The organism is Kroppenstedtia sanguinis (assembly GCF_050433445.1).
Classification (GTDB): Bacteria; Bacillota; Bacilli; order Thermoactinomycetales; family DSM-45169; genus Kroppenstedtia; species Kroppenstedtia sanguinis.
In genome coordinates, this window is sequence record NZ_JBNPXF010000001.1 from 1 (window position 1) to 16,362 (window position 16,362).

General features: G+C 51.8%; 21 protein-coding genes. 11 read left to right on the forward strand and 10 right to left on the reverse strand.

Annotated features, from left to right (window positions below):
• The first annotated feature begins 122 nt into the window (after positions 1-122).
• The 5 genes from JOD24_RS00005 to JOD24_RS00025 all read left to right on the forward strand — a co-directional run bounded on the left by JOD24_RS00005 (position 123) and on the right by JOD24_RS00025 (position 3,801).
• Positions 123-977, forward strand: a complete 855-nt coding sequence (locus tag JOD24_RS00005) for an ABC transporter ATP-binding protein (RefSeq protein WP_429246062.1) — start codon at positions 123-125, stop codon at positions 975-977.
• A 434-nt stretch (positions 978-1,411) separates the two neighbouring features.
• Complete coding sequence (locus tag JOD24_RS00010; protein WP_429246063.1) at positions 1,412-1,669, forward strand: hypothetical protein; 258 nt, start codon at positions 1,412-1,414, stop codon at positions 1,667-1,669.
• Between the two features lie 170 nt (positions 1,670-1,839).
• Entirely contained in the window at positions 1,840-2,100 is a 261-nt protein-coding gene (locus tag JOD24_RS00015) for an AbrB/MazE/SpoVT family DNA-binding domain-containing protein (RefSeq protein ID WP_380167138.1), read from the forward strand.
• A gap of 118 nt (positions 2,101-2,218) precedes the next feature.
• The gene (locus JOD24_RS00020; protein ID WP_429246064.1) at positions 2,219-3,271 is read left to right on the forward strand and encodes a M42 family metallopeptidase; all 1,053 of its coding nucleotides are present in this window, start codon (positions 2,219-2,221) and stop codon (positions 3,269-3,271) included.
• A gap of 47 nt (positions 3,272-3,318) precedes the next feature.
• Positions 3,319-3,801: a PaaI family thioesterase gene (locus JOD24_RS00025; protein ID WP_380167142.1), complete on the forward strand. Its 483-nt coding sequence runs from the start codon at positions 3,319-3,321 to the stop codon at positions 3,799-3,801.
• A gap of 116 nt (positions 3,802-3,917) precedes the next feature.
• Here the strand turns inward: JOD24_RS00025 and JOD24_RS00030 are convergent, their stop codons facing one another.
• Positions 3,918-4,283, reverse strand: coding sequence for a hypothetical protein (locus tag JOD24_RS00030; RefSeq protein ID WP_380167144.1), 366 nt, complete (start codon positions 4,281-4,283; stop codon positions 3,918-3,920).
• A 96-nt stretch (positions 4,284-4,379) separates the two neighbouring features.
• On the opposite strand from JOD24_RS00030, the gene glsA reads away from it, so the two are divergent.
• Entirely contained in the window at positions 4,380-5,288 is a 909-nt protein-coding gene (gene glsA, locus JOD24_RS00035) for a glutaminase A (RefSeq protein WP_429246065.1), read from the forward strand.
• A 95-nt stretch (positions 5,289-5,383) separates the two neighbouring features.
• On the forward strand, positions 5,384-5,680 hold the full coding sequence (locus JOD24_RS00040) for an Fpa/YlaN family protein (RefSeq protein WP_380167148.1): 297 nt from the start codon (positions 5,384-5,386) through the stop codon (positions 5,678-5,680).
• Positions 5,681-6,068: 388 nt separating this feature from the next.
• Here the strand turns inward: JOD24_RS00040 and JOD24_RS00045 are convergent, their stop codons facing one another.
• The 3 genes from JOD24_RS00045 to JOD24_RS00055 all read right to left on the reverse strand — a co-directional run bounded on the left by JOD24_RS00045 (position 6,069) and on the right by JOD24_RS00055 (position 8,519).
• On the reverse strand, positions 6,069-6,371 hold the full coding sequence (locus JOD24_RS00045) for a hypothetical protein (RefSeq protein WP_429246066.1): 303 nt from the start codon (positions 6,369-6,371) through the stop codon (positions 6,069-6,071).
• Between the two features lie 11 nt (positions 6,372-6,382).
• Entirely contained in the window at positions 6,383-6,712 is a 330-nt protein-coding gene (locus tag JOD24_RS00050) for a DUF2306 domain-containing protein (protein ID WP_429246067.1), read from the reverse strand.
• A gap of 919 nt (positions 6,713-7,631) precedes the next feature.
• A complete protein-coding gene (locus tag JOD24_RS00055) occupies positions 7,632-8,519 on the reverse strand; it encodes a LysR family transcriptional regulator (protein WP_429246068.1) in 888 nt (295 codons plus the stop codon).
• 116 nt (positions 8,520-8,635) lie between these two features.
• Between JOD24_RS00055 and JOD24_RS00060 the strand changes: the two genes are divergently transcribed.
• From JOD24_RS00060 to JOD24_RS00075, 4 genes are all read left to right on the forward strand, one after another.
• Positions 8,636-9,739, forward strand: coding sequence for a citrate/2-methylcitrate synthase (locus JOD24_RS00060; protein ID WP_429246069.1), 1,104 nt, complete (start codon positions 8,636-8,638; stop codon positions 9,737-9,739).
• A gap of 286 nt (positions 9,740-10,025) precedes the next feature.
• Positions 10,026-10,847 (forward strand): NYN domain-containing protein, encoded by an 822-nt coding sequence (locus JOD24_RS00065; RefSeq protein ID WP_380167155.1) that lies wholly within the window; start codon positions 10,026-10,028, stop codon positions 10,845-10,847.
• 112 nt (positions 10,848-10,959) lie between these two features.
• Positions 10,960-11,742, forward strand: a complete 783-nt coding sequence (locus tag JOD24_RS00070; RefSeq protein ID WP_429246070.1) for an SDR family oxidoreductase — start codon at positions 10,960-10,962, stop codon at positions 11,740-11,742.
• A 29-nt stretch (positions 11,743-11,771) separates the two neighbouring features.
• Positions 11,772-12,152: an Asp23/Gls24 family envelope stress response protein gene (locus JOD24_RS00075; RefSeq protein WP_380167159.1), complete on the forward strand. Its 381-nt coding sequence runs from the start codon at positions 11,772-11,774 to the stop codon at positions 12,150-12,152.
• A 45-nt stretch (positions 12,153-12,197) separates the two neighbouring features.
• On the opposite strand, the gene JOD24_RS00080 is transcribed toward JOD24_RS00075, so the two are convergent.
• The 6 genes from JOD24_RS00080 to JOD24_RS00105 all read right to left on the reverse strand — a co-directional run bounded on the left by JOD24_RS00080 (position 12,198) and on the right by JOD24_RS00105 (position 16,361).
• Complete coding sequence (locus tag JOD24_RS00080; RefSeq protein ID WP_429246071.1) at positions 12,198-12,536, reverse strand: YugN family protein; 339 nt, start codon at positions 12,534-12,536, stop codon at positions 12,198-12,200.
• Between the two features lie 147 nt (positions 12,537-12,683).
• Positions 12,684-13,643, reverse strand: coding sequence for an ABC transporter permease (locus JOD24_RS00085; protein ID WP_429246072.1), 960 nt, complete (start codon positions 13,641-13,643; stop codon positions 12,684-12,686).
• Complete coding sequence (locus JOD24_RS00090; RefSeq protein ID WP_429246073.1) at positions 13,636-14,568, reverse strand: ABC transporter ATP-binding protein; 933 nt, start codon at positions 14,566-14,568, stop codon at positions 13,636-13,638. Before JOD24_RS00090 ends, JOD24_RS00085 begins: the two co-directional genes overlap by 8 nt.
• 15 nt (positions 14,569-14,583) lie before the next feature.
• Entirely contained in the window at positions 14,584-15,288 is a 705-nt protein-coding gene (locus JOD24_RS00095; protein ID WP_380167167.1) for an ABC transporter ATP-binding protein, read from the reverse strand.
• Positions 15,285-15,662, reverse strand: coding sequence for a GntR family transcriptional regulator (locus tag JOD24_RS00100; RefSeq protein WP_429246074.1), 378 nt, complete (start codon positions 15,660-15,662; stop codon positions 15,285-15,287). The genes JOD24_RS00095 and JOD24_RS00100 overlap by 4 nt, the downstream gene beginning before the upstream one ends.
• Before the next feature lie 3 nt (positions 15,663-15,665).
• Complete coding sequence (locus JOD24_RS00105; RefSeq protein ID WP_429246075.1) at positions 15,666-16,361, reverse strand: hypothetical protein; 696 nt, start codon at positions 16,359-16,361, stop codon at positions 15,666-15,668.
• Between the last annotated feature and the right edge of the window lies 1 nt (position 16,362).

Here is a 16,362-nt window from a genome sequence, read left to right on the forward strand (position 1 = left end):
TTGAATGTTTGCCCTTTTTTCGCCATAAGAAAATCCCCTCCGGCAGTTCAGTGCTTTTGTCCATCTTACCAGATGGACTTTTTTCACTGTCTACCGTATGGGGATAATACCAAGATGATGTCGTGAAAGGCATCAGTTTTCATGTGGAAAAAGGCGAGGTCTTTGGATTTTTAGGGAAAAACGGAGCAGGGAAGAGCACAACGGTCAATATTCTAACCGGGATCTCCCGACCTTCATCTGGAGAGATTTCAATTCTGGGTACCCCCTACCATCAAATCAATCATATAAAAAAGAGAATCGGGGTGCTTCCGGATAACTCTAATTATTTTAATGATTTGACTCTTCTGCAACACTTGGTCTATTTTTCGAAGATTAAGGGGATCTCTGCCGACAAAAAATATTTATACGCTATGCTTGAGCGAGTAGGACTTGCGGATTCTGCCCATAAAAAGGTGGGCCAATTTTCTCTGGGGATGAAGAAAAAATTAGGTATCGCGCAGGCGCTGTTGGGAGATCCGGAATTGCTGTTTTTGGATGAGCCTACTGCGGCGCTGGATATGGAATCAACCCTAGCCATCCGTGGATTGATTCGTTCTCAGGCCGATCAGGGTACCACCATTTTTATGACCTCACATAACTTAGATGAAGTAGAGAAGCTTTGTACTCGAATAGCGATCTTGGAAGAGGGACAGCTGACAAAAATCGGGTCCATCCACGAACTGCAAGAGTCCTTCTCAAAAGATATCCGTTTATCCATCCAGATCCAAGGGGACTCTGAATCCATCCAGCGAGTCCGAGAGATTCTCCTGGAAAGGGAATGGATCCACTCTTTTCATTACAAAGATCGTGAAATTGAACTTCAGATTCCCAGTATGGAGTCCATTCCCCAGATCGTTCAGGTCGCTGTTGAAAATCAGCTACTCATCTATGGCGTGTCTACCGAAAAAGTATCACTGGAACAAATTTTCCTAGCTTGAGAGAGAGATCCAGGATAAACTAGTCTCCCTTCAGCAAACATTGTGTGGAAAATCACAGATGGACTAGGATAGTGGGGATTTGGTTCGCCTTTGCACCCATAGGGCACAAGTCTCGCCAAGGTCACTCCGTTCCCGGGTCTCGCTATGCGCTCTTTGCAAGAGATCGGAGCCGCCCCACCATCCCTGTCCCCTCAAGGGGAAGAGCGAAAGGGTCGTTTCGTTCCCATCATCCACTTCATTGGTTCATCAACAGCCCTAGATTGTGGGGACTTCCTTCAGAGGATGATGTGATATGCCCCAACCGCTGACTTCCTGACGACAACAGGGATCATTACAGGCAGACCGGCACAGGATCAGGGGAGACGGATTCTTTTTACTCTTCTCCCTGCATAGGCTTCAAGGGAACAACTTGTCCGGAGAGAGGAGGTCTTCTTTTGCGGAAGTGGGGAAAACGTCTGTTGACGCTGGCCGGAACCGGACTGCTGGCAGGGTGGGTGTTTGGGCTGAACGCGGTTCCAGATCGAGTGGCCGTCGAGCAGGGGGATGAGATACAGTGGGTTCCTGTGTCCCCAGGCATGTACTGGCTGGAAGTGATCGGATTCGCCGTCTGGATCGCGATCCTGGTCACTTTGACTTCAGTGACGGTGATGGGGCTGACCCGCCTGATCCGCACCGGAAGGTCTCGTAAATAACTGACCGTCTGGGGCTGTTTGCGGTGAAGGTCACTGATTCGACGCCGTTCGAGATCCTCCCACTGATCCTGACAAAAGAAAGTGGACCATCCTCCGGTAAAAGAAGGGATTTAAGGTTAAAGCATGGAATCTAGAGGGAGAACCCCCATACATACCACACGGAGGTGAATTTGGTGAAGGCGACTGGGATTGTACGAAAGGTGGACGAATTGGGTCGGATTGTGTTACCGGTGGAGTTGAGGCGGACGATGGATATCGATGTTAGAGACCCTCTAGAAATCTATGTCGACGGATCCACAGTGATTCTGAAGAAGTACAGCCCCTCCTGCATCTTTTGTGGACAAGTGGAAAACGTCCTGCAATACCGCAACAGAAATGTCTGTGAAGACTGTTTGCGACAATTGGCATCTTCCTTGGAGGAACACTCCTGATTATTTTCATCAAGCGGACATTTGAACGAAGGAAGCCGTCAGGGCTTCCTTCTTTTGTTGCGATGGCTTTCTATTGGTATACTTGAGGGGATACCTGACACCGAAAGGAGCTTAATTCATGAAACCATCCCATGTTGATGCCATCGTCGACCATCTGGTCCATCTGGTCCGCATCCCCAGTCCCACAGGAGATGCTGAGGAGGCGATCCGTTATCTGAGAGGGAAACTCTCTCCTTATGAAGGGCGGATCTCATGGAGCCAACCGGCTAAGGGAGGGCTGTTGGTCACACTCAAGGGAGAGGATCATCAGATTCACCGCTATCTGACTGCTCATGTGGACACCCTGGGTGCGATGGTGAAGGAGATCAAATCGAACGGGCGGCTCCAACTCACTAATATCGGCGGGTTCAATTGGAACACGGTAGAAGGAAATTATTGTACAGTGCAGACTCGCTGCAAAGGAAAGGTGACCGGAACGCTCCTGGCGACTCACACCTCTGTTCACGTCTATGAGGATGCCAGGAAGCAGGAGCGGAAACAGGAAAATATGGAGGTTCGCCTGGATGCCAAGGTACATCATGCGGAGGAGGTCCGGGAGCTGGGCATTGAAGTCGGGGATTTTGTCTCCTTCGATCCGCGAGTGGAAGTGACAGACAGCGGCTTCATCAAAGGCCGGCACATGGATGACAAAGCCAGCGCCGCCATTCTGCTGGAGTTGATCCTCCAGGTGGTGGAACAAGGATTGCAACTACCTCACACCACTCACTTTTATTTCAGCACCAATGAAGAGGTGGGCTTCGGAGGCAACTCCAATATCCCGAACCGGGTGCGGGAATACTTAGCCGTCGATATGGGAGCGATCGGAGAAGGGCAGGCCACCGATGAGTTCTGCGTCTCCATCTGCGCCAAGGATTCTAGCGGGCCCTATCATTATGGTCTGCGGAAAAAACTGACGGAACTGGCAGAGGAGGAAGGAGTTTATCATCAGGTGGATATCTACCCCCACTATGGCTCGGACGCCAGTGCGGCTATGCGCGCGGGACACGATCTGATCCACGGATTGATCGGTCCGGGAGTGGATGCTTCCCATGCATTTGAGCGTACCCATCGGGAGGCATTGGAGAACACTTACCGGTTGCTGACCCGTTACATTCAAACCACGTCCCTCTAGCCAGATTTCATGATTTTCACCGAGGGAAGTATATACAGGAGGCCCTCATGTCGGAATTGTTCCAAGCTGTAAAAGAGATCACAGAATCGGGAACGCAGGAGGAGCAGGAGCTCTTGCGACTGGCGGTTCAAGCCGTCAGACAAAAACGAGAGCGAGGAAGTGACTATCCTGCCGGATTTCTCGGTCTGTCCGGAGAATTTACTGAAGAAGGGACCTACCGGTTTCGTATCCCGATCACTCCCTATATGATGAATCGGGGTGGAATTGTTCACGGCGGAATCACCGCCACCCTAGTCGATTCCACCATGGGTTCTTTAATTAACAAAAGCCTTCCGGAAGGGAAGGCCGCCGTAACCGTAGAGATAAAGGTGAACTATCTGGAGGCGGGGGTCGGACAAGAGCTGATCTCCGAGGCCCGTTTGATTCGCCTCGGAAAGAGTCTGGCATTTGCTGACTGCAAGGTGGAGAACGAGGGAGGAAAGCGGATCGCTCATGCCACCGCTACCTTCGCCATCATCCCGTTACCGTGAGGGAAAATGTGGCCCTGGTAACCACCTGGGTTGCCTGCCGGATTCCTGGTTACAGAGAAAGTGAACCCGGCTCTCCGAGCATTATCGGTGAGCCGGGTTCTTTCATTCTGGGGAAACTATACCACTTCCATCTTCTCAATCGAATCGACGGGACGGTTCCGGTTGCTGCCGTCGGCTAGAAAGAGGAGGGCCGGGCCGTCGGGGTGGATGGGTTTGCCGGCCCGGGCGAACTGAAGTATACAGGTATACCCATGTTCCAGAGGCAGAATGACCCGCCCGCCTCCCCGCTGGTAAATCACCAACTTGGTGGCATCTTCCGTCGGTTCGGCGTTTTTCAGGAAATCCCCGAACTCCATGCCGAGACCGTCCACCTCTGGGAATCGCTCAGACATCTCAAATCGACGGTCGTCAAAAATCCACAGGGAAGGGTCGATGTGGATTGGATACTTTACTTTTCCTTGAATCTGGATGATTTCATTCATAGTAAACGCTCCTGTTTGGATGATCAGCAACCCCTTCATTATACAGGAGTCAGCAATAGTACAAAATAAAGAGTGTGGAGGAAAGGTGGGAAAAATATGAAGGCTTTTTTGGAAGAGCTGGTGGGTCGATATAAACCTTCGATCGGAGAAGGAAAGTTAGCCGATTATATTCCGCAATTGTCGGAGCAGGATCCCACTTCTTTGGGAATCTCGGTGCGAACTTGTGACGGAGAGGTCTATTCCGCCGGGGATTGTCCCGAGCGGTTCACCATGCAGAGCATCTCCAAAGTGATCACCTTGATCCTGGCATTGATGGACCAGGGAGAAGAAGTGGTGTTTGAACGGGTGGGGATGGAACCGACGGGAGACCCCTTCAACTCCATTTATAAGCTGGGGCAGCCACCGGGAAAACCCCTCAATCCGATGATCAATGCCGGTGCATTGGTGGTCAGTTCATTGATCAAGGGATCGACGGTGGAAGAACGATTGGGCCGGATTCTCACTTTAGTCCGCCAGATGGCAGAAAACCCGAAGATTGAGTTGGATTACGCCGTCTATTATTCGGAGAGGGCCACTGGATTTCGCAATCGGTCGATGGCGTATTTCCTCAAGGAATTTGGTATGATCGAAGATGTGGAGGCCACCTTGGAACTCTATTTCCAGCAGTGTTCCATCGCGATCCACTGTGATGATCTAGCCCAGATGGGCTTATGTTTGGCTCGTCTCGGTCAAAACGACGCAGGAGAGCAGGTGATTCCCCGGGATCTGGCTCGGTTGGTAAAAACTTTTATGGTCACCTGTGGGATGTATAATGCCTCGGGTGAATTTGCCATTCTTGCCGGGATTCCGGCCAAAAGCGGTGTCTCCGGTGGGATTTTAGCCTCTGTTCCGGAGCGGATGGGGATCGGAGTTTATGGACCAGCTTTGGATAAAAAAGGGAACAGTATTGGTGGAGTACGTCTGTTGAAGGGATTATCCAAGGAGTTGAATCTCAGTATTTTTTGAGGAAATTGCAAATCAGTCGGTGTCATGATACACTAATTTTGAGCGCATGTGGAACCGTTTGGGAACCGAACGGTTGAATGGGGGGGTATACCGTGATGACACCGACTCAAACCGATCTGACCCAGCGCGCCGAACAATTGCTTAGGGAAGATGCGAAAAAAATTGAACATCTGATTGCGGTTCAGTTGGATAATCTGACCGCGCCCAAGTGTCCTTTGTATGAAGAAGTGCTGGACACTCAAATGTTCGGACTTTCCCGCGAAATCGACTTTGCGGTGCGGGCGGGTTTGATCACGCGGGAGCAGGGCAGGAGTATCATCAGTGAATTGGAACAGAAATTGGCCCACCTCTATTCGACGGTACTTCCCTCCCCGAATCAACAGCAGGGCTGATCGGCGTCCACTGATATATCAACCAAGACTCCAGAAACGGGGTCTTTTTTTGTTTTTGTTCATGAACAATCCTTACCAAACCAAAGAGAGGCCCTGGAACGGGTCCTCTCTTTGGTTTGAGCGGCGATCCGTTTTTCAACCTTTGGTCGTTTCCAGCCACTCTGCATAACATTCGTCACACAGAAGCTCATCCTGTTCCCCTTCGCTCTTGTACAGGGTGATAGGGTGAATACTTGAAGTTGGGTGCTCACAGTGATCACAAGTGTAGTCCATGAAGATCCCCTGCCTTTCTGCTCCCAGTATTTCCGGGAGCGAGGAGGATATTCATGTTGCTTACGAGGTCAGACTTTTTCTTTTTTGGCTGTTCACCTTATGTCTGTAGTATACGTTAAAGCCGATGATTACCGGGGTGAGCAGAATGGTGGGCAGAAACCAGATGATCAGTGGGACTTCCTCGATTTGAAGGACGGGGGGCGCCAAAGACGACAAAAGCGGTGATGGTTCCGATTCCGCAGGAGATCAGGCCAGTCAGATGTTGGATCTTCCAATGGATCCGTTCTGCGGGAGGTCGAAGCCAGTAATAAAGTTGGGAGATTCCCAGGAGAATCCCGATCAAGGGGAACCATGTCAGTAAGGGGGAGTCCAGGGTGTTCCCATATAGGGAGATTCCCACTCCCGACAGGGTCAACAACAAAGGAATCCCTACATCGACAGGATGGCGATGAGTCTTTTTTCTCCCTTTGAAACGGAGTACTCGGATTCCCCATACCAGGAGGTGGCGAAACTAAGGATCGAGATGAAAAGCAGAAACCAGTAGAAGGATATGGAATCCGGGTGGGTGTCAGGATCGAAAAAGATCCGCCACATACCCAGATAAAAGGCAGATATGGCGACGATGGTCATCGCCACTACATAGATCCATCCCACTTTGCGGTGTGCCTTCCCTCCCTTGCGGGTAAACATGGGAACCCAGAAGAGAATCAGGGCGACAAATCCGGCGATCACATGAAGAACCAGAAATAAAGAAGACAACATATTTAAACTCCCTCAACCTCAGCCTGTTGTAAGGCCTCTAATATCAATGGATACAGATCCTGTTGGAAGATCCGGAGGAAATAGGGGCGATGGTATCCCAGATTCGGGTGCCGTAAGAAAAGGCGATCAAGGGGGCGACGGTTTTCTCCGGATCGAGAGAATTGAGAATGTGACCGAACAATTCGTCTTTGCCTCTGAACATAGTGGTAGACGGCTCTCTTGGAAAGCCCGGAGCGATCCATGATTCCCTTCAAAGTGGTCTGAGTGCATCCTTTTTCCCGGATCCACTCCTTGGTGATAGAGAGAAGGTGGTGAAAAGTGCTGTTTTTTTTGCGTGGATGTGATTTTACTCCAATCAAAAGTTAATTGTGATCAGGCGTGTTGATTAGCCCTATTTTAGGTAGGAAATCAGGTCGGGATGGTTTGGACGGTGAAGAGACTTTGCACCCATAGGGCACAAGTCTCGCCAGGGTCGCTTTCCGCTCCCGGGTCTCGCTATGCGTTCTTTGCAAGAGATCGTAGCCGTCCCGCCATCCCCGTCCCCTCAAGCCATATTTTACGATGGGGCAATGGGAAGAGCGAAAGGGTCTTTTTTACCCATTTACTGGTTAATCAACAGCCCTGGGATTAACCATATTTTGCTCAGGATCGGGATGGTGGGGGGGGCGAAGCTCCTATGCGCTCTTCGAGAGATGTAGTCTTTCCATCATCCCTGTCCCTCCAAGCCCTATTCTCGCTTGGTAGCAGGTGAACTGGCGAGTGTTATATCCACTTTCACAACTCATTTGATGTCTAATCAACACGCCTGTTAAAAATCTATTCACATTATACCGAAAAGATTGCGCAAGGCCAAAAATGGGACGCAACGGCTTCCAAAATCAAGGTCAGCCCCTGGTGGGGGCTGGGTGGGTCCTGACTATTCCTCTTCTGGAGTGTAGATGCCTCGGATGTCATTCAACAATCGGCAGAGGGCGGAGGAGTGGTATCGTTCCTTCGGGTACAGGAGAACGACAGGGAGCTGGTGATTCAGGCCCGGAACTCGAAGTTGCCGGAGTTGGCTATCTGTCACTGGGTCGAGACAGAGGCGGGGGATCAGGGCGAGCCCCAAACCCTCCCGGACCATCCGCTTCACTTCTTCCAGACTGGTGAGTTCGATGGAGGATTCGATCCGAATTCCCTTTTCCCATAAGATCTGATCCATCAATTTTCGTTCCGTCGCTTCCGGGATGAGGGAGATTAGAGGGGTTTTTTTCAATTTTTCCAGCTGAAAGTAAGGCTCCTGGGCGACCGGGTGATCCAGGGGTGCGATCAGGGTGAGAGTGTCATAAAAGAGGACTTGGTTTTTCAGGTGATCCAGGGATTGATCCAGATAATTGATTCCGGCATCAAATCGTCCTTCCAACACCCCCTGCACCACCTGATCGCCAGGTAAAGTGTGGACAGTCACCCGAACTTGGGGGCGGTTGTCCCGAAAGTAAATGAGGAGGCGGGGGAGGATGGTAATGGCCGCTCCCGAGGTGGCGCCGATGGTTAATTTCCCCTGCAGCAGCTCTTCCGTATCCTGAACGGCCTGTTTGCCTTCTTCCAACAGGGCGGCTACCTGACGGGCGTAGGGCAGAAAAGCTTTGCCGCCGGAGGTGAGGCGAACTCGTTGTCGCAGGAACAACGGAGCACCCAGCTCTTCTTCTAGGGAGCGGATCTGGGCGCTAACGGCGGGCTGGGTCAAGGTTAGTTTCTGGGCGGCTTTACGGAAACTGTTCTGTTTGGCCACTTCAAGAAAGGTGAGGATTTGGGATAGATTCAAAGGGATCCTCTCCTGTAGATAAAATATTATTATCAACCCCATTATAATAATAAATTAGATTTTTCGATAGAGGTCAAGTACGATAAATTTACAGATAAGAGAAAGGGGAGAGCAAGATGAAAGTGATACCCGGATTGGAAGGAGTCGCAGTCACACAGACAGAATTGTCCTTGGTGGACGGAGAGAAGGGACAGCTGATTTACCGGGGGTATTGGGCGAAGAAATTGGCGGTCTCCGAGACTTTTGAAGCGGTGGTGTATCTCCTATGGTACGGACATCTTCCTGGGAAAGCGGAAGAGAGAAGTTTTCGGGAACTCCTCGCCTCTCAGCGAGAGTTATCGATTCCGGTGTTAGAGAGGTTGGAGCGGTTACCTCGGGAGATGGACTTGATGAGTGTACTGAGAACGATGGTCTCCTCCTTGGGGATTGCCGAGGAAACTCCTCCGACCCCAGCGCAGGCGGTATCGGTGCTGGCTAAAATTCCGACGCTGATCGCTTACCGCTATCATTTGCTCTGCGGGAGCCCAATACCGAAAATTCGGAGGGACCTGTCCCACACGGCTCATTACCTGTATCTGCTTCAGGGAAAGGAGGCTTCTCTTGCTCAGATCCGGGCCTTGGAAGCCTATCTGATTTTGGCCGTGGAGCATGGGATGAATGCTTCTACCTTTGCCAGCAGAGTGGTCGCTTCCACAGGTTCCGATCTGCTATCCTGCTTGACGGCGGCCATCGGGGCTTTGAAGGGGCCCCTTCACGGCGGGGCCCCCTCGGAAGTAGAAGGCATGCTGGAGGCGGTAGAGTCCGTGGAAAAAGCGGAGTCCTGGATCCGGAGGCGGTTGGAAGCGGGAGAACGTCTGATGGGATTTGGCCATCGGATGTACAAGACCCGAGATCCCCGGGTCGAGGCTCTCCGAAAAGTGTCAGAGGAGCTGTCAGGCGAGGAACCCTGGTTTCATCTGGCTGTAGAAGTGGAAGAGATCGCCCTGCGCTTGCTGGAGGAGTACAAGCCGGGGCGTCGTCTTTACACCAATGTGGAGTTTTATGCTGCCGCTGTCCTCCGCGCCGTCGGTCTTTCCAAGGAACTGTACACCCCCACCTTCACCCTGAGCCGGACCGCCGGCTGGTGTGCCCATATCCTGGAACAGGTGGCCCACAATCGAATTATCCGTCCCCAGTCGGTTTATACGGGCGCGATGCCGCGTGATGAAGGTGTGTCTTGAAGTGCAGGGGGTTGTGAAGCGAGTCAGCCCAAAAGGGTAGTGAAAAACAAAATCCAAGTTGCCTGAAAGGACACTCGAATGAACAATGTAGGGAAAATCCCCAAGCTCGTTGCCATGGTTTTTCGGTGACCGGTTTGGGGCTTTTGTTTAGAGGAAAAGGAAAAGACCCGAGTTTTTCCTGTAAAATCATCTTGCAAGGTGGGAGGACAGTTGCCAAAGGTCTCTCCTTTTGATGTAGAATAATAGTTGATTACATTTAAACAACTGAGTTCCGGGAGGATTATACATGATAAAAGATAAATCGATCGCCATCTGGATTGATTTAGAAAACGTTTATTATGGATTGAAAAAATATCATATGAATCCGGACCATCCGGATCCGCAACATAACTTATTTTTGCGTCTTCAGGATCATTACGGTCGTCATAAAATCCGGATGATGGAGGTGTACGGCGATTTTGAACAGTTAGGTCCCGATATCTCTATGAACCAGCTTTTAAAAAAACATGTCCATACTCATCAGGTGCACGGGAACGGACGAGGGGAAGAGGAACGGAAGAATGCTGCGGATATCCAGTTATGCCTGGATGCAATGGATGTGCTTCATACCGTGTCGGAAGTGGAGACCTTTGTGATCGTGAGTGCGGATCAGGATATGATTCCCTTGATGGATCGGTTGTGGTCGAGAGGAAAGCGGGTGGAACTTTTCTGTCTTCAGGATGAAAGTCTCTCCCGAGACGCTCATATGGAAGCCTTCTGTGACGAATTCTATAATCTGTTTGAATTTTTGAATATTAACCAATTCCAGAATCTATCCCATATGGATCGGCATCTTCATGGAGCGTTGATTCAAATCTATGAGTGGTACAAAGATGTGAACAATAAGGGGAAAAGTTACGGGAGTTCCTGGATCAAAAAAGACCTAGTCCGGAAACTGAATCTGTCGGAGGAAGAGGCTGCCGAGCTTTTTTCCAAGCTTCTGCACGGGGATTATTTAGTCCCTCATGAAGTGCATGTAGATGGAAACATCTACTATGGATACCGGGTGAATCAGGATCACCCTCAAGTACGTACCGTCATTCGCATCGCCGGTTACCGCGTGGGATGAAAGCGGTTGGGGGGACCTGAAATTCCGTGGTATAATAACACAGAATTGTCCAGAAGGATATTGGACTGTATTCTAAGAAAAGGGTAACAGGTAGAGAAGGGAGCCAGCAACCATGGATCTGGGAATCAGGGGGCAAGTGGCTCTTGTCACTGCCGGAAGCCGGGGGCTGGGGCGGGCGGTGGCCCTGGAGTTAGCTCGGGAGGGAGCACGAGTGGCTTTGGCGAGCCGGAATCGGGAAAACGCTGAAGGGTCCGCTGCAGAAATCGCTGCTGCAACCGGTTCGGAAGTGGTCGGCTGGCGGTGTGATGTTTCCCAGGGAGAGGAAGTGCGGGAGTGGGTCGATCGGGCCGCCGAGCATTTCCACGGAGTGGATCTACTGGTTTGCAATGCCGGAGGGCCACCAGGGGGGATCTTGGATACACTAAATGATGATGCTTGGCAAAAAGCTTTTGAAACTAACCTATTGAGCGTGGTTCGCTTGGTTCGGGCCACTCTCCCCCATATGAAGAGCGGGGGCAGGATTCTCACCATCGCCTCTTCCTCTGTCAAACAGCCGATCCCCGGCCTCATCCTCTCCAATACGATGCGGGCGGGAGTGGCGGGGCTGATGAAAACTTTATCGGAGGAACTAGGGCCCCGGGGCATCTTGGTCAACACTTTGTGTCCGGGTCGAATCGCCACAGATCGACTGAAGGAACTGGATCGGCAGAAAGCAGAAAGAGAGAGGAGACCGGAGGCAGTTATCCAAAAGGAATCTCTCCGGGAAATTCCCCTCGGTCGCTATGGGGAGCCAGCGGAGTTCGCTCGCACCGCAGTCTTTCTTCTATCTCAAGCCAACACATACGTTACTGGGACATCACTGATGGTGGATGGAGGCATGGTGAAGGCTTTGTGAGGATTGGACACCAATAGGGGGGTAGCGATATGAACGAAAAAGCTTCGGAAGGTTCGATTCGCATCGCCGATGATGTGGTTGCTATTATCGCCGGGTTGGCCGCCACCAAGACCAAAGGAGTGACCGGTATGTCCGGGGGTATTACGGAGGGTTGGGCCAAGCGGGCCAGTGGCAAAAACGTCACCCGGGGAGTCTCTGTGGAAGTGGGGCAGGTGGAGACGGCGATCGATCTGCGGGTGATCGTGGAGTACGGGGTGAAAATCCATGAAGTGGCTCGCGATTTGCAGGAAAATGTGAAGGAAGCCGTCGAAAACATGACCGGACTGTCTGTGGTGCAGATCAATGTCAAGGTGGAAGGGGTAGACTTTCGGGAGGAGGCCCCCGTCACGGAAGAGCGGGGCGTCCGTTAAGGGAATATGGAAGAGGAGTCGGCGATCGCCGACTCCTTTTTCACTTCAGGCCAAGTGTTCTTTTATATAGGTCAGCGCCTGGTCTATTTGTCCTTGCAATTCCTCGGGGATGTCGTCCTCTTCCAGTCCGTGGGGGAAAATGTGACGATAAAAGACCGGGTTTTCCAGTTGGATCACAGTTTGGGGTTTTTCCAGTCGCCCTTCCATCACATGAGCCCGGATCCGCAGATAGTACTCCTCCTCTGCAGTGAAAAGCCTTAAATCAAAACTGGTTTTGGTATAATCCCAGGCGCCGCCGCGGACAAATCCCGCCTCGTTCATCGTTTTTTCCACTTCACCGAAGGTTTTGGTGATGCCCTTCAGTCCCGCCTCTTCCAATACCATTCGTTGATCCTCCCTGTACCAGTCTCCGAAAAAAGATCTTGTTCCTTCCTCATCATAGTATGTCTTGTCGGGTTCTGCAATATGGGAGGAGTGACAGTTTACGTATCTTTTCGGGAAGGAGGTCCATGCTTTAACCGAGGTTTTCCTTCATGCGGCCACATCCCGCTTTTTAAATACGATCCAGGAGATGGCGTTGAAGATGAAAAAGTAGACGGCGAGAACGGTAACCGAGAAGGGGAGGGTCATACCTTTGATCAAGGGCTCCCCTTCTAAGTACTGGCTTAAATCCGTGTTGGCGAACAAGATGTACTTCACCCACTCATAACCCTGAAAGGAGAGAATTCCGACGGCATTGGTACCTGCAAACATCAGGAAGATCGCCAGTCCGATCGCGAGGGAGCTGCTGCGGAAGACCGTAGAGATCATAAAGGCGAAGGTGACCATCATCAGCAGGTTGACACATTCCAGACCATACAGACTGAGGACATGAAGGATCTGATTATGCTCGATCACCTGGCCATTGTCATAGGTCAGATGAGGAGTATCCCATCCGCCGAAACCGAATAGAATGGCACCAAACACCAGACTGAACAGGAAGAGGATGGCTAACAAGGCCAGGGCGAACAGCAGAGTGGACAGGTATTTGGACAGCAGGATCTTGGAGCGGCTGGCAGATCGGATCAAAAGTAGCTTGATTGTCCCCCAGGAAAACTCCCCAGCCACACTGGTTGCCCCGACGATAATGGTGAACAGAGTGATCAGACTTGTGACATCCGCTGTTTTGTACATATAGCCCCACAGGGTCTGTCCTTCGGGGACGATCTCATGATCGATCCGGTGTTGGTTGATTTGGATGTTCTTTTCATAATGTTCCTTGGCACTGGGAGGGATGTCTTCACTCTTCAATAATTTTTGATCCTGTTTCACTTGTTTCTCCAGCTTTTGCTTCCAGTTGGGGCCCAGGTCATCGTCCCCAAAAAGATTCTGTTTGATCATGATCCCCAGGACTCCTGTCGCCAACAACAGCAGGCCGATCATGACCCAGGTGCCGATCCGGCGGAAAATCTTCATGTTTTCGTTTTGCACCAGGCGGACTAAGTTAAACAATTTGCGTACCTCCTGTCAATTCGAGGAATTCATCCTCCAAGGTCCGGGTGGCGGGCCGGATGGAGAAAACCTGGATTCCCGCCTTCACCAGTCGGGCGTTGAGAACAGGGATCTCATCCCAGGTGGTCGTCAGCTGGATTCCCTCCGGGGTGACTTCCAGGGACTGGCCGTTCAAAACCGGTTCAAGGCACTTCTTAGCTTGGGGGATGGGGTCGACGGTGAACAGGACCCTCTGTTGATCTCGAGCTCCATTGACAAACTCCTGGACTTGTTTCACGTCGATCAGCTTGCCGTGTTGGATGACGGCGATCCGGTCACACATCTGCTCCATCTCGGACAGGATATGGCTGGAAACTAACACCGCGATCTGTTCCTCTCGGGCCAATCGGCGCAAATGTTCCCGGAATTCCCGGATTCCGGCGGGATCCAGCCCATTGGTGGGTTCGTCCAGGATCAGCAGGGAAGGGGAATGCAGGAGGGCCTGGGCCAGTCCCAACCGTTGGCGCATCCCCAGGGAATAGGTCTTCACCTTATGATGGATACGATTCTCCAGGCCCACTTGCCGCACCACTTCGTCGATCCGGGTCTTGGGTATGCCCCGGGTCATCCGCCAATAATGGATGAGGTTTTGGTAACCGGTCAGGAATTTGTACATCTCCGGATTTTCCACGATCCCCCCCACGTGGGAGAGGGTCTTTTCAAAGTTCTCCTTCAGGTTGATGCCGTTGATGAGGACCTTTCCCTTGGTGATGTCGATCAGTCCGACAATCATGCGGATGGTGGTCGTTTTTCCGGCGCCATTGGGGCCTAAGAAGCCGAAAACTTCCCCAGGGTTGACCTGGAGGGTGAGGTCGTCCACAATCTTTTTTTTACCGATCACTTTGGTCAGATGCCGAATCTCCAATATCGGCTGCTTGTTCTCCATGTCCCATCCTCCTCTTTATTTGCAGGCGTGCCCGGCATACACCCGGGTCATCCATTCCGCCAGGCTGATTCCTTCATTGGAACGCAGTTCTTCCACATCGGCAAACTTGATGATTTCCCCATCCCGTACCGCCACCACCTGATCCAGCAGGGGTTCCACCTCATTCACCTCATGGGTGGTGATGATCACGGTCTGTTTGGTCAGGTCGATAAAGGAGATCAGTCCCTTGATGATCGAATCCCGGACGATGGGGTCCAGCCCGGAGAGAGGTTCGTCCATCAAGATATAGGGGGCGTTGCGGGAGAGGGTGACCACCAGTTTCACCCGACCCCGATTTCCCTTGGACAGGTTTTTCACCTTCGCAGCGGGGTCCAATCGCATGAAATCCATCATCTCTCGCGCCCGTTCCTGGTCAAAGTCGTCAAATTGAGAGGCATAATAGTCGACGGTTTCTTGGACGGTGAAGAAGGGATAGTAAGTTTCCAGCTCCGACAGGTAGGCCACCTTGTGAGCGATCCGGCGTCGGGCGGGTTCCTCGTCGACCCACACCTGTCCCTTGCTGGGGCGGACGAGGCCGGCGATCAGCTTCAGCATCGTCGATTTTCCACTGCCGTTTTCCCCAACCACTCCGACAATTTGCTTCTCCGGCAGTTCCAGATTCACATCCATCAGAGCGGTTTTGGTAAGGTATCGTTTGCTTACATTTTCAAACCGGATCATGATCCACTCTCCCTCTCACTCAGGTATTTTTCCAGGCCGGTGAGGATCTCCTGGGGGGAAAACCCCAACTCCCCCATCCCCTGCACAAAGACTTCAATCTGTTGGCGGCGCAGATCTTCCCGCACTTGTTCCAGGCGGGAGTCGTCTTCGGTGATAAAGGTTCCTTGACCTCTCCGCGTTTCCACGATTCCCATCCTCTCCAATTCGCTGTAGGTTCGTTGCACCGTGTTGGGGTTCACGTTGGACTCCAGGGCCATCTCCCGCACAGAGGGGAGTTTTTCACCGGGGGTCAACTCCCGGCGCAGGATACGTCGTTGGATCCGGTCAGCCAATTGGAGGTAAATCGGACTGGATGTTTTAAAGTCATCTTTCATCCATCACACCTCCGTTTTTTTGTCCAGCAACCAGGCGGACAGCAGGAAGAAGAGAAACATCAGGGTGAATGACAGGACTCCGTCTGCCCAGGGACCCAGCTCGCTCACCTTGAATTCCACATAGGCCCCATCGGAGCTGACGTGGGTCTTCAATCCCATGAGGGGGTTGTTGAACAGGATCGCCACGTAGATGACTCCACTCCATTTCCCGATCCATCCCTTCAAACTCTGCTGAATCGTCCAGAGTAACAGGAACAGAAAGCCCAGGCTCAGCGAGGCGATAAAGATGGAAACCGCTGCATCCACCAGGGAGTCCATGTCCGCCATTGTGATTTCTTGCATCCGGGTGGGATACGTCCAGATGAGCCCGACGGGAACCACCAGGCTGAACCCCAGCGAGAGAGCAGTGGCGATGCAGGCATTCACAATCTTGGACAACAGCAATTGCCAGGCGGGACGGGGGGAATGGAGCCACAGGTGCATCTGTTTGCTTTCCCGTTCCAGACTGCTGCTCAGAAAGACGGGAAAGTACAGGATGTGAACAAACATCGGGGCCACGATCAGTGCCATTTTTGCTTCCGTATTTTCCACAGTCAGGAGGGCGATGAGATCGATCGACAGAATGATCAGCAATCCCGTCAGCAACCAGGGGGCGACCATCCGAAAATCCTTTTTGCATACGGCTAGCCAGGCGTTCATC

Excerpts from the sequence above, each read along its gene's own strand:
- JOD24_RS00020 (WP_429246064.1), top strand. The coding sequence starts at position 2,219 with ATGAAACCATCCCATGTTGATGCCATCGTCGACCATCTGGTCCATCTG.
- JOD24_RS00025 (WP_380167142.1), top strand. The coding sequence starts at position 3,319 with ATGTCGGAATTGTTCCAAGCTGTAAAAGAGATCACAGAATCGGGAACG.
- JOD24_RS00030 (WP_380167144.1), bottom strand. The coding sequence starts at position 4,283 with ATGAATGAAATCATCCAGATTCAAGGAAAAGTAAAGTATCCAATCCAC.
- glsA (WP_429246065.1), top strand. The coding sequence starts at position 4,380 with ATGAAGGCTTTTTTGGAAGAGCTGGTGGGTCGATATAAACCTTCGATC.
- JOD24_RS00040 (WP_380167148.1), top strand. The coding sequence starts at position 5,384 with ATGACACCGACTCAAACCGATCTGACCCAGCGCGCCGAACAATTGCTT.
- JOD24_RS00060 (WP_429246069.1), top strand. The coding sequence starts at position 8,636 with ATGAAAGTGATACCCGGATTGGAAGGAGTCGCAGTCACACAGACAGAA.
- JOD24_RS00065 (WP_380167155.1), top strand. The coding sequence starts at position 10,026 with ATGATAAAAGATAAATCGATCGCCATCTGGATTGATTTAGAAAACGTT.
- JOD24_RS00070 (WP_429246070.1), top strand. The coding sequence starts at position 10,960 with ATGGATCTGGGAATCAGGGGGCAAGTGGCTCTTGTCACTGCCGGAAGC.
- JOD24_RS00075 (WP_380167159.1), top strand. The coding sequence starts at position 11,772 with ATGAACGAAAAAGCTTCGGAAGGTTCGATTCGCATCGCCGATGATGTG.
- JOD24_RS00080 (WP_429246071.1), bottom strand. The coding sequence starts at position 12,536 with ATGGTATTGGAAGAGGCGGGACTGAAGGGCATCACCAAAACCTTCGGT.
- JOD24_RS00090 (WP_429246073.1), bottom strand. The coding sequence starts at position 14,568 with ATGGAGAACAAGCAGCCGATATTGGAGATTCGGCATCTGACCAAAGTG.
- JOD24_RS00095 (WP_380167167.1), bottom strand. The coding sequence starts at position 15,288 with ATGATCCGGTTTGAAAATGTAAGCAAACGATACCTTACCAAAACCGCT.
- JOD24_RS00100 (WP_429246074.1), bottom strand. The coding sequence starts at position 15,662 with ATGAAAGATGACTTTAAAACATCCAGTCCGATTTACCTCCAATTGGCT.
- JOD24_RS00105 (WP_429246075.1), bottom strand. The coding sequence starts at position 16,361 with ATGAACGCCTGGCTAGCCGTATGCAAAAAGGATTTTCGGATGGTCGCC.